Source organism: Halomonas sp. GXIMD04776 (assembly GCF_049808615.1).
GTDB lineage: Bacteria > Pseudomonadota > Gammaproteobacteria > Pseudomonadales > Halomonadaceae > Modicisalibacter.
Window position 1 is genome coordinate 170736 of sequence record NZ_JBNCAN010000004.1, and the last position, 12153, is coordinate 182888.

General features: G+C 59.6%; 12 protein-coding genes. 10 read left to right on the forward strand and 2 right to left on the reverse strand.

The annotated features are described in order from the left end of the window. Positions 1-4 precede the first annotated feature (4 nt). From ggt to ACPF7Z_RS04170, 6 genes are all read left to right on the forward strand, one after another. Positions 5-1747 (forward strand): gamma-glutamyltransferase, encoded by a 1743-nt coding sequence (gene ggt / locus ACPF7Z_RS04145; RefSeq protein WP_425191900.1) that lies wholly within the window; start codon positions 5-7, stop codon positions 1745-1747. 208 nt (positions 1748-1955) lie between these two features. Further along, on the forward strand, positions 1956-2978 hold the full coding sequence (cysP, locus tag ACPF7Z_RS04150) for a thiosulfate ABC transporter substrate-binding protein CysP (protein WP_425191901.1): 1023 nt from the start codon (positions 1956-1958) through the stop codon (positions 2976-2978). A gap of 2 nt (positions 2979-2980) precedes the next feature. Further along, complete coding sequence (gene cysT, locus ACPF7Z_RS04155) at positions 2981-3832, forward strand: sulfate ABC transporter permease subunit CysT (protein ID WP_425191902.1); 852 nt, start codon at positions 2981-2983, stop codon at positions 3830-3832. Continuing rightward, positions 3832-4659: a sulfate ABC transporter permease subunit CysW gene (gene cysW / locus ACPF7Z_RS04160; RefSeq protein ID WP_425191903.1), complete on the forward strand. Its 828-nt coding sequence runs from the start codon at positions 3832-3834 to the stop codon at positions 4657-4659. Before cysT ends, cysW begins: the two co-directional genes overlap by 1 nt. Then, complete coding sequence (locus ACPF7Z_RS04165; RefSeq protein ID WP_425191904.1) at positions 4656-5747, forward strand: sulfate/molybdate ABC transporter ATP-binding protein; 1092 nt, start codon at positions 4656-4658, stop codon at positions 5745-5747. The genes cysW and ACPF7Z_RS04165 overlap by 4 nt, the downstream gene beginning before the upstream one ends. A 117-nt stretch (positions 5748-5864) precedes the next feature. Continuing rightward, entirely contained in the window at positions 5865-6458 is a 594-nt protein-coding gene (locus ACPF7Z_RS04170) for a YajG family lipoprotein (RefSeq protein WP_425191905.1), read from the forward strand. A gap of 80 nt (positions 6459-6538) precedes the next feature. Here ACPF7Z_RS04170 and ACPF7Z_RS04175 read toward each other — a convergent pair whose 3' ends face one another. Both ACPF7Z_RS04175 and ACPF7Z_RS04180 read right to left on the reverse strand, forming a co-directional pair. Next, positions 6539-7177: a thiopurine S-methyltransferase gene (locus ACPF7Z_RS04175; protein ID WP_425191906.1), complete on the reverse strand. Its 639-nt coding sequence runs from the start codon at positions 7175-7177 to the stop codon at positions 6539-6541. A 348-nt stretch (positions 7178-7525) separates the two neighbouring features. Further along, the gene (locus ACPF7Z_RS04180; RefSeq protein WP_425191907.1) at positions 7526-7855 is read right to left on the reverse strand and encodes a DUF1820 family protein; all 330 of its coding nucleotides are present in this window, start codon (positions 7853-7855) and stop codon (positions 7526-7528) included. 268 nt (positions 7856-8123) lie between these two features. On the opposite strand from ACPF7Z_RS04180, the gene miaB reads away from it, so the two are divergent. The 4 genes from miaB to ACPF7Z_RS04200 all read left to right on the forward strand — a co-directional run bounded on the left by miaB (position 8124) and on the right by ACPF7Z_RS04200 (position 12047). After that, on the forward strand, positions 8124-9467 hold the full coding sequence (gene miaB / locus ACPF7Z_RS04185) for a tRNA (N6-isopentenyl adenosine(37)-C2)-methylthiotransferase MiaB (protein ID WP_425191908.1): 1344 nt from the start codon (positions 8124-8126) through the stop codon (positions 9465-9467). Positions 9468-9619: 152 nt separating this feature from the next. Further along, positions 9620-10636: a PhoH family protein gene (locus tag ACPF7Z_RS04190; protein ID WP_425191937.1), complete on the forward strand. Its 1017-nt coding sequence runs from the start codon at positions 9620-9622 to the stop codon at positions 10634-10636. Beyond that, the gene (gene ybeY, locus ACPF7Z_RS04195; RefSeq protein ID WP_425191909.1) at positions 10633-11166 is read left to right on the forward strand and encodes an rRNA maturation RNase YbeY; all 534 of its coding nucleotides are present in this window, start codon (positions 10633-10635) and stop codon (positions 11164-11166) included. Before ACPF7Z_RS04190 ends, ybeY begins: the two co-directional genes overlap by 4 nt. Next, positions 11163-12047, forward strand: coding sequence for an HlyC/CorC family transporter (locus tag ACPF7Z_RS04200; protein ID WP_425191910.1), 885 nt, complete (start codon positions 11163-11165; stop codon positions 12045-12047). Before ybeY ends, ACPF7Z_RS04200 begins: the two co-directional genes overlap by 4 nt. Positions 12048-12153: the final 106 nt, after the last annotated feature.

Consider the following 12153-nt stretch of genomic DNA (forward strand, 5'->3'; position numbering starts at 1 on the left):
AATAATGCCCACATGCTCTTCGGCCCTCATAAACCGACTCACGACACTGACCTGTGCCGGCGCTCTGGCATTGACTACGTCGATTTCTGTCCTCGCCCAACAGGCCATCCTTGAAGGTGAACGCTTCAATCCCGAGGTCAGCGCAAAAGGCATGGTGGCCACCAGCCACTTTCTGGCCTCGAAAGTCGCCCGGGACGTGCTCGCGGATGGCGGCAACGCCGTGGATGCAGCGGTAACCGCAGGCTTCGCCCTGGCAGTGACTCAGCCACGCTCCGGCAACATCGGCGGCGGCGGCTTCATGCTGGTATCGGATGAGAAAAGTGGTGAGGTCGTCGCCATCGATTACCGCGAGAAAGCGCCCGCGGCGGCGTTTGAAACCATGTTCCAGAACGATGAAGGCGAAGCGGTTTCCGAACTCTCTCGCTATACCCATAACGCCTCCGGAGTGCCCGGCACCGTGGCGGGCCTGGCCATGGCACTGGAGAAATACGGCACCCTGAGCCTGGCGGAGGCCTTGGCCCCGGCGATCCGCCTGGCCGAGGATGGCTTTGCCCTGCCCCAGCGTTTCGTCGACGGCATCCGCGATACGCGGGAGCGACTGGAGCAGTGGGACGGCTCGCGGAAGAAGTTCTTCAAGGAAGACGGCAGCCTCTATGAGGTCGGCGATCTCTTCAAACAGCCGGACCTGGCCGCAACGCTGAAGCGCATCGCCGAACAGGGCCCGCGGGAGTTCTATGAAGGCAAGACCGCGGAGTTGATCGCCACTCAAATGGAAAACAACGGTGGCCTGATGACGATGGAAGATCTGGCCAACTATGAACCGGCGATTCGCGAACCCAGTCATGGCACCTATCGCGGCCATGACGTCTACGCCATGAGCCCTCCCTCTTCTGGCGGCGTGCACATCGTGCAGATGCTCAACATTCTCGAGGAGTACGATATCGCCGAGATGGGGTTCAATTCGGCCAATACCATCCATGTGATGGCGGAAGCCATGAAACGCGCCTACGCGGATCGCTCGAAGTATCTGGGGGATACGGATTTCGTCGAGGTGCCGCTGGAAGGCCTGACCTCCAAGGAGTACGCCAAGGAGTTACGTCAGCAGATCTCGATGGATCAAGCAACGCCCAGCAGCGAGATCGCACCGGGCAATCCTCTGCCTTACGAATCCAATGAGACCACTCATTTCTCCATCGCCGATGGCAACGGCATGGCGGTCTCCAATACTTACACCATCAACTTCAGCTATGGCTCGGGCATCGTCGTGGAAGGGGCGGGCTTTCTGCTCAACAACGAGATGGACGACTTCTCCGCCAAGCCCGGCGTGCCCAATGCCTATGGCCTGATCGGCGGCGAGGCCAACAAGGTCGAGCCCAACAAGCGCATGCTGTCATCCATGACACCGACCATCGTCAAGAAGGATGGCAAGAACTTCCTGGTGACCGGCAGCCCCGGCGGTTCACGCATCATCACCACCACGCTGCAGGTACTGATGAACGTGGTCGATCACGATATGAACATCCAGACCGCGGTGAGCGTACCGCGTATCCATCACCAGTGGCTCCCGGATGAAATTCGCATCGAGCAAGGCATTAGCCCGGACACCATCGAACTGCTCGAATCCCTGGGCCATACCGTCAGCCGCCAGGAGGCCATGGGCGCCGCCCAATCGCTGATGATCGAGGACGGCGTTTTCACCGGTGGCGCGGATCCACGCCGCTCGACATCCTCGGCGATGGGACTATAACCCGGTCCGAGCTTGCTTCTCACGCCACTCTCGCAACGACATCCCGGCCTCTGGCTGGGGTGTCGACGCTTGTGCGCGTCTTCCTAAGCAGGGCTTCTCATAGCGCGCCTCAATCGCCCTATATTGCAAAAAAGAATAACCATCAGGATTGTCATTCCATAAAAGCTGGTTTAGCCTGCTGAAAACTTGATCGCTTTTGGGAACCATCATGATTTTTTCTTTATTTCTGCGCCGTAGCGCCCTCGCTTCCGCCATCACTGCAACCCTTGTGACGGGCTTCGCCGCGCCGTCCCTGGCGGCCGATCGCGAACTGCTCAATTCGTCCTACGATATCGCCCGAGAGCTGTTTGCAACGGTCAACCCCGAGTTCAACACCTGGTGGCAGGAGCAGCACGATGAAAGCGTCGAAGTAAAGCAATCCCATGGCGGCTCCTCCAAGCAGGCTCGCGCCATCATGCAGGGGCTGCGCGCCGATGTGGTGACCTACAACCAGGTCACCGACGTCAATGTGCTCGCCGAACAGGGACTGGTCGCCGAGGACTGGCAGCAACAGTTCCCCAACAATGCCTCGCCCTACTACTCCACCACCGCCTTCCTGGTGCGCGAAGGCAACCCCAAGGAAATCGATAGCTGGGACGACCTGGTCGAAGACGATGTCGAGATCGTCTTTCCCAACCCCAAGACCTCGGGTAACGGGCGCTACACCTACCTGGCCGCCTGGGCCTATGCGGATCAGAAATTCGACGGCGACCAGGAGAAGATTCGCGAGTTCATGAATCGGTTCCTGGGTAACGTCAAGGTCTTCGATACTGGCGGTCGAGGCGCCACCACCACCTTTGTCGAGCGCGGCATCGGCGACGTGCTGATCAGCTTCGAGTCCGAGGTCAACAATATCAGCAAGGAGTACGGCGAGGACGACTACGACGTGGTCGTGCCACCGGTGAGTATCCTGGCGGAATTCCCGGTGGCGGTGGTCGAGAAGGTCGCCGAACGCAACGACAATGCCGAGTTGGCACGGGGCTATCTGGAGTACCTCTACACCGAGGAAGCCCAGCGCCTGCTGGCCGGTTTCAACTACCGGGTCAATGACGAGACCGTCCAGAAGGAGTTCGCCGACCAGTTCCCGGAGACAGAGCTGCTGCGGGTCGAGGACGTCTTCGGTGGCTGGGGCCAGGTCATGGACACCCACTTCTCCAGTGGCGGTGAACTGGATCAGCTGCAGCGCAGATGAGCATGATCGCGACGTTCACGGGCACCGCCCCAAAAAGGGTACTACCGGGGTTCGGTCTCTCCCTGGGCATCACCCTGCTGTTCGTCTCTCTGGTGCTGCTGCTGCCCATGACCAGCCTGGTCGGCCAGCTGGCCGGGCTCAGCCTGGCGGAGTACTGGGCGATCATCACGGAAGAGCGGGTGGTGGCCAGCTACCTGATCACCATCGGTGCGGCGGCGGTGGCGGCCATCGTCAATGCCCTGTTCGGCCTGCTGATGGCCTGGGTGCTGGTGCGTTACGACTTCCCGGGCAAACGCCTGCTGGATGCGCTGATGGACCTGCCCTTTGCCCTGCCCACGGCAGTAGCCGGGATTACCCTGGCGACCATGTACTCAAGCAGCGGTTTCATGGGCAAGTTGCTCGAACCCCTGGGCATCGAGATCGCCTATACCTGGGTCGGCATTGCGCTTGCCATGGCGTTCACCAGCATCCCCTTCGTGGTGCGCACGGTACAGCCGGTGCTGGAAGACCTGCCCAATGAGATCGACGAGGCCGCGCTGACCCTGGGCGCCAGCGACGGTCTGGCGTTTCGCCGGGTGATCCTGCCGCACCTGTGGCCGGCTCTGGTCACCGGCACGGGGCTTGCCTTCGTGCGTTCCCTGGGGGAATTCGGTGCAGTGATCTTCATTGCCGGCAACATGCCTTACGAGACTGAGATCACCTCTTTGATGATCTTCGTCAAGCTGCAGGAATACGATTACGTCGGCGCCTCGGCCATCGCCTCGGTGGTGCTGGCAGTCTCGCTGCTGCTGCTGCTCGCGCTGAATCTGTGGCAGGGCCGTTTCATTCGTCGGCTGCATGGGGGCAAGGGCTGATGCAACGTATCGGTGACGCGCCCCGTACACGCCGGCTCCTGGTCGGCCTGGCGGTTGCCCTGTCGGTGCTCTTTCTGCTGCTGCCATTGGTGGCGATCTTCGCTCAGGCCTTCGCCGAAGGCGTGGCGATTTTCTGGAACAACCTGAGCGATGACTACACCCTGGCGGCGATCGGTCTGACCCTGCTGGTCACGGCCTTGACCATCCCCGTGAATCTGGTGTTCGGCGTGTTCCTGGCCTGGCTGGTGACGCGCTTCACTTTTCCCGGTCGGCGCCTGCTGCAGACGCTGATCGACATCCCCTTCGCAGTATCGCCGGTGGTGGCGGGTCTGGTCTATCTGCTGCTTTACGGCAGCAGCGGCTGGGTCGGCAGCTGGCTGGACGGCTACGACATCCAATTGATGTTCGCCTGGCCGGGCATCGTGCTGGTGACCATCTTCGTCACCTGCCCCTTCGTTGCCCGGGAGTTGATCCCGCTGATGCAGGCCCAGGGGGCGCGGGAAGAGGAAGCGGCGGTCACCCTGGGTGCCTCCGGCTTCACGATCTTTCGTCGGGTCACGCTGCCCAACATCAAGTGGGCATTGCTGTATGGCGTGATCCTCACCAACGCCCGGGCGGTGGGCGAATTCGGCGCCGTTTCCGTGGTCTCCGGCTCGATTCGCGGGGAAACCAATACCCTGCCGCTGCATGTCGAACTGCTGTATCAGGACTACAACACCGTCGGCGCCTTCACCGCCGCCGCCCTGCTGGCCCTGATCGCCCTGTTCACCCTGGCCGCCAAGGCCGGCCTCGAATGGCGCGCCACGCGCCGGGAGCAATTCCGATGAGCATTCGCCTGACGAACATCGCCAAGACCTTCGGGCGTACCACGGCGCTGGAACCGCTGGACCTGGACATCGCCGACGGCGAACTGGTCGGCCTGCTCGGGCCGTCCGGTTCCGGCAAGACCACGCTGTTGCGGATCATCGCCGGTCTGGAACAGGCCGATCGCGCCCCCGGGGGTTCGATCCACTTCGGCGAACGCGACGTAACCAACGTGCATGTGCGCGACCGGCGCATCGGCTTCGTCTTCCAGCATTATGCGCTGTTTCGCCACATGAGCGTGTTCGACAACGTCGCCTTCGGCCTGACCGCCCTGCCACGCCGCAGTCGGCCGTCCACTGGCGAGATTCGTGCGCGAGTCAACCGGCTATTGGAAATGGTGCGTCTCGAGGAATTCGCCAACCGTTATCCGGCGCAGCTCTCCGGCGGCCAGCAGCAGCGGGTCTCCCTGGCCCGCGCCCTGGCGCTGAAGCCCGATGTGCTGCTGCTCGATGAGCCCTTCGGGGCACTGGATGCCAAGGTGCGCCAGGAACTGCGCCGCTGGCTGCGTCATCTACATGATGAACTGGGATTCACCAGCGTGTTCGTCACCCATGATCAGGAGGAAGCCCTGGAGCTGTCCGATCGGGTGGTGGTGATGAGCAACGGGCGCATCGAGCAGATCGACGACCCGGACACCCTCTACCGCCAGCCGGCCAATCGCTTCGTCTTCGAGTTCCTCGGCGACGTCAATCGCCTGGAGGGCAACGTGCGCGACGGCGAATTGACCTGCGGTGATGCGCGGCTTTCCGTCGAGCTTCCCGATGGTCACCAGGAGCTGCTGATGCGTCCGCATGAACTCAAGCTACTCGAGCAACCAAGCGCACATGCACAACTGCCGGTCACCGTCACCGCCGCCTCGCCCATCGGCGCCGAGGTGCGTGTCGAGCTGGTAGCCGACTGGCTGCCGGAACCCTGGCTCGCCACGGTACGCCATGCCGATTTCGAGCGCCTGAGCATCAAACGTGGCCAGCGGCTATTCGTTGAGCCCCGACGCTGGCATCGTTTTGGCGAAGCCGAGACGCAGGGGCAGCAGGCGGAAATCGTCTCGTGAAGTCTTGAAGCTCCTTTCTCGTCATCAGGTCTTCAACGTTATACTGCCGCTCGTTACGCTTTCGAGCGGCACTTTTATTTATTGCACACAAGGTATTTCACACAAGGAGAACAGGGAATGCGGATTTTCAGAACGGCCCCATTTCTAGGCTTGCTGACAGGCTTTTTGCTGATGGCCGGCTGCGCGCAGAGTCCACACTATCTTCAGGTAGAGCCCAATGTCGGCCAGGATCTTCCGCAAGTCGGCAACGGTCAAAGCGTGACGCTGGATGTCGTCGACGGGCGTGAATCGGATGTGCTGGGCACCCGCAGTGGCTCGGCCATGTCCACCGCCGTGATCAGTGTCGAAGCCTACGATCTGATGCCCAAATTGAAGAACCAAGCTGAAGTGGCGTTATCCCAGATGGGGTTCAACCCCACCTCCGAGCCAGCCCCGAACCGCCCCAGCCTGATTTTGACCCTGACCGATCTCAGCTATCAAAAAACCGAGGGTAAGCCAATGCTCGACAAGGCCGTGTTGCTGGCACGCTTTCGGGCAGTTGCCAGCAATGAGCGCCAAACCTACACCGGCACTTATACCGCCAAACGTGATCAGGAGTATGCGTTGAAGCCCAATCGCGAGAACAATACCGCCATGGTCAACGACCTCTTGAGCCGGGCACTCCAGCGCACCTTCAACGATCCACAAATCGGCAATCTGCTGGCACGCTGATTCGACGCCCGCCATCATGACGATGCGAGCCTTGGGATGACGGTCAACGTGATCTCCCAAGGCTCGCGTTTTTTGCACGGTTATTCTTCGCTTGGCCCTCGCCTGACCAGCGACCAGATATGCTCGCTGAAACCCAGCTCATTCGGTGGCAGAACATCAAGCAATTCAAGCTCGAAATTGGGGGTGAACAGTAACCGCACCTCATCGGACTCGACGTGATAGGGAGGCCCTTTCTCCGGCAGAATGCTGCGCGTGATGGTAATCATCAGACCCCGGACGCCCGGTGACAGCAACTGGGCCAGATGAAAGGCATAGCGCTGTCGTGCTGCGGGACGCAGTGCAATAAGCGAGGCGCGATCGTAGAACGCCTGAATTTCACGGGTATTGTCGATATGCAACTGAAAGAAATCGCCGCACCAGAGCTCCACACTCCCCTGGCGCCAGATATCGAAGGGTCCGTGATGATAACGGGACACCTCGCCCTCTCCCTCCGACACGAACTGTTCGATGGCCTCGGAGGATATTTCGATTCCCAGCACCGGATAGCCGCGCTGTGCGAGCCAGCGCATGTCCAGACTCTTGCCGCACAGCGGCACCAGCACTTTCCCTCCGGTCGGAATGTGCAGGGCGGGCCAGTGACGCATGAGCTGGGGGTGTGTCTCGTCCCTATGAAACGCTATACGGCCCTCACGCCAGCGCTCGATCCATTCATTAGCCATCACGTCATCCTTGTTAACAATCACCGGCAGAGCACGAGCTCAGGCCATTGATTTAGAATATTTTTCCTGCGACCCACTATTCAACAGCACCTTCGAGCAGTGTCATCCACACATTCTGTGGATAAGCCTTGGGACAAACGTCTCCTGTTTTTTTCAAAGCGGCGTCTTGTCCGGGAGTCTCTCAATTTGTTTATTTTTTGATCACTTAGGAAGCGCTGAAAAATCGACGAGCGGTTCAAGGACAAGGCGCCCGGAGCGCAGGAACCGGAGCATATGCAGTATATGTGAGGATTCCGAGCAACGCGCAACGCTGTAATTGAGCCGCGCAGACATTTATTCAGTGTTTCCTCAGCCATCGTCTCGTGGCGGAAAATTCATGGCCCGCGGAAACTCCGCCACCTTGCCCTCGGCCTTGGTCGCCTTGGGCGTTCCTTCACGCTCCACCTCATCGATCCGCACAATGGCGTTGAGGGGAATATAGCTGCGCTGAACGCCTTCAAAGGTACGTCTCAACTTCTCGCTGGAGGGGTCGACCACCAGCTTCGAGGCATCTTCGAAGACGAAGGTCTCCACCTCGATGAACCCCCACAGGTCACTCTGGAAGATCTCCCGAGCGTAAAGTTCCCAGATTTCCCCCTGGTTATGAAAAACCACGCGATAGATCGGCTTGGATGCCATGCTGCCCCTGTTCAGATGTAAGACGCGCTGCGTCAATTGAGAGATTGCCCTGAGGCGTGAAACACGCATCTTAGAATACCACAGCCGCCGCGCGCTCAAAGGTGTCCTGGCAAAGGTCGCCCCGGTGAAGCATGGGCCGAGACTGGTCAATACCTGGAGCGATACGTACAATATTCATTTCAGCATTTTTCGGCTATTCAGCTATATCCTCGGTCGCGCATTCACCTTTTTACTACGGACAAATCGAGCGCTCTTGCGCTGATACCCTATGGCGAAGAAACTCTTCATCAAGACTCATGGCTGCCAAATGAACGAGTACGACTCTGCCCGCATGGCGGATCTGCTCGGCGAATCTCATCAAATGGAACTGACCGATGACGAACGCGAGGCGGACGTCATTCTCCTCAACACCTGTTCGATTCGTGAAAAGGCCCAGGAGAAGGTGTTTCACCAACTCGGTCGTTGGAAGAAACTCAAGCAGAGCAATCCCGATCTGGTGATTGGCGTGGGAGGCTGCGTCGCCAGCCAGGAAGGCGAGAATCTGCGTAAACGCGCCCCCCATGTCGACATGGTGTTCGGCCCGCAGACCTTGCATCGGGTTCCTTCGATGCTCGACTCCCAGCGCGCCGACCAGATTTCCGTCGTCGACGTCACCTTTCCCGAGATCGAAAAGTTCGATCACTTGCCCAAGCCGAGTTCCGATGGTGCCACCGCCTTCGTCTCGATCATGGAAGGCTGTTCGAAGTACTGCAGCTTCTGTGTCGTGCCTTACACCCGTGGCGAGGAAGTGTCGCGCCCCTTTGAGGGGGTGATGGACGAAGTCATCCACCTGGCGGAACAAGGGGTGCGGGAAGTCAATCTGCTGGGGCAGAACGTCAACGCTTATCGTGGCGAGAATGAGCTTGGCGACGAGATTGATCTGGCGGAGCTGATCAGCTGTGTGGCCGCAGTGGACGGCATTGACCGTATCCGCTTCACCACCTCGCATCCAGTGGAATTCTCCGACAGCCTGATCGAGGCCTATGGCGAGATTCCCGAGCTGGTCAGCCATCTTCACCTGCCGGTACAGTCCGGCTCCGATCGCATCCTGAGCGCCATGAAGCGCGGCCATACGGCGCAGGAATACATCGAGAAGATGGAGCGCATCCGCGCCCTGCGCCCGGATATCAGCTTTTCATCGGACTTCATCATTGGCTTTCCTGGGGAGACGAACGCGGACTTCGAGGCGACCATGGATCTGATCCAGCGTATCGGCTTCGATGTCTCCTTCAGCTTCGTCTATTCGGCCCGCCCCGGCACGCCGGCGGCCAACCTTGAAGACGAAACCCCGGAAGCCACCAAGAAACAGCGCCTTGCGATTCTTCAGGAGCGCATCAACCAGAACGCCATGCAGATCAGTCGACGCATGGTGGGCACGACCCAGCGCATACTGGTGACGGGCTTCTCTCCCCGCGATCCAGGCCAGCTGTCCGGACGCACCGAGAACAACCGCGTGGTCAACTTTCGTGCCGCCAACCCGACGGAACTGATCGGCGCCTTCGTCGACGTCGTCATCGATGAAGCGCTGCCAAATTCGCTGCGGGGTGAGCTTGCCTCCCCCGAGCTTTACTAGGGTTTTCAGGTTTGCCCCGACCCCCGTCGGGGCAGTAAGCTCTTTTCATCGTTCCACATCTTTTCTCACAACCTACGGATCCTCTTGTCTTGAGCAATAACGGTTCTCAGGCGCATCGCATTCTAACTCTAACTCTCGAACCCAACGATCCCATGCGGCTGGCCAACCTCTGTGGCCAACGCGACGAACACCTGAAACTGGTCGAATCGCGTCTCGGGGTCACTCTGCGCAATCGCGGCAATACCTTTCAGCTGGCCGGTCCCGGCGTCCGTGTCAAAGCGGCAGCCAATATCATCGAGCATCTCTACCGTGAGACCGAGAGTGGCGATCTCGAGCCGGAGACCGTGCATCTATTCTTGCAGGAGTCCGGTATCGAGGCGCTGGAAGAAGAGGAAGGCGGTATCGATGAAGGCGACGTGATCATTCGCACTCCGCGTGCCCTGGTCAAGCCCCGAGGAATCAATCAGCAGAGCTACGTCGCCAACATCCGCAAGCACGATATCAACTTCGGTATCGGCCCGGCGGGCACCGGCAAGACCTATCTGGCGGTTGCTGCGGCAGTGGAAGCGCTCAATCAGGAGGAGGTGCGGCGTATCCTGCTGGTACGCCCGGCGGTGGAGGCCGGGGAAAAGCTCGGCTTTCTGCCCGGTGATCTGGCCCAGAAAATCGACCCCTACCTGCGCCCGCTCTATGATGCGCTCTATGAAATGATCGGTTTCGAGCAGGTCGGAAAGTTGATCGAGCGTCAGGTCATCGAGATCGCCCCACTCGCCTACATGCGCGGACGCACGCTAAACAATGCCTTCATTATCCTCGACGAGAGTCAGAACACCACCCGCGAGCAAATGAAGATGTTCCTGACACGTATCGGCTTCGGCTCCACCGCCGTCGTTACCGGCGATGTCACTCAGGTCGATCTTCCCCGGGGGCAGAGTTCAGGGTTGATTCAGGTGCTCGATGTGCTCAAGGAGACATCGGGTATCGGCGTGACGCATTTCGCCGCCAAGGACGTGGTCCGCCATCCACTGGTGCAACGCATCATCGAAGCCTACGATCTGTTCGAAGCCGAGCAGGAGGCTCAGGATCGCGCCCGCAAGGAAGCGCGGGATCAGGCACGTCGCGCCGAGCAGTCGTCCGGTAATGGCAGCGAACAGACCTCTCCTCTATGACCATCACTCCCGGCCCTGTGGTCGACCTGCAAATCGCCCTGGATGACGATGCGCTCCCCGACCTGCCGACTCAGCAAACATTGTCGCGCTGGGTCAAGGCTGCGCTGGTCCATCATCCAGCCAAGGCCCAGGACGAATTGACCATACGCATGGTGACGGAAGACGAAAGCAGCACTCTCAACCGCGATTACCGCGGCAAGGACAAGCCCACCAATGTGCTGTCCTTTCCCTTCGAGGCGCCACCGGGGCTCGATATCCCCCTGCTGGGTGATCTGGTCATCTGCCATGCAGTCGTCGCTCGGGAAGCCCTTCAGCAACACAAGCCTTTGGCCGATCATTATGCCCATATGGTCGTACACGGCATTTTGCACTTGTTGGGTTACGATCATATGAAGGAAGCCGAGGCTGCGGACATGGAAGCGCTTGAACGCGATATCCTGGCCTCCTTGGGTATTCCCGATCCCTATGTGCTTTCAGGCACCGAATGCGACTCTTATTCAAGTAACGAGGATGCGAGACCCGACGCATGAGCGAAGACCGATCGAGCAGCCAGGGCAACAAATCCTGGCTCGAGAAGTTGTTCAGCGGATTTTTCAGCGACTCAGACGAACCCAGCTCGCGAGACGAGCTACTGATCTTTCTACGCGAAGCCGGTGCTCGGCTGCGGCTGGATCCGGACGCCATGACCATCCTGGAAGGCGCCTTCCAGATCAGCGATCAGCAAACGCGGGAAGTGATGATTCCCCGCTCCCAGGTCACCGCCATCGCGGTCGATCAGAGCCCCGAGGATTATCTGCCGGTCATCTTCGAAACCGGCCATTCGCGCTACCCGGTAGTCGGCGAGAATCTTGACGATGTCCAGGGCATCCTGCTGGTCAAGGATTTACTGCCCATGCTGCAGGAAAGCGATGGTGAGCGACGCTGGGTCGATCTACAGGATGTCATCCGACCCGCGATGTTCATTCCGGAGTCCAAGCGCCTCAACAGTTTGCTCAAGGAGTTTCGAGATACCCACAATCACATGGCGATCGTGGTGGACGAATACGGCGGCACCGCGGGTATCGTCACCATCGAAGACATCCTCGAGCAAATCGTCGGCGATATCGAGGACGAGCACGATACCGACGAGGACGACGATATCCGCGATATGGGCGATGGCTCCTTCTCCGTGCGCGCCCTGACCCCTATCGACGAGTTCAACGAGCGTTTCGATACGGACTTCTCGGATGACGAGTTCGATACCGTGGGTGGGCTGGTCATGCAAGGTTTCGGCCACCTCCCCCGGCGTGGCGAATACACCGATCTGAGCGGCTGGCGCTTCACGGTACTGGGTGCTGACAACCGGCGCATCCGCCTGTTGCAGGCCGAGCAGCTCTCCGACGCAGATCTTTTGGACGAAGCGGAAGGTTGATGCGCAGTCGTCATCGCTCGAGCGCTCTGGTATAAGAGGCACGTCCAAAACTTGCTTATGGCCTTCATCCGCGAAGACGCTCGACTAGGCCTCGTCTGAAAAGTCA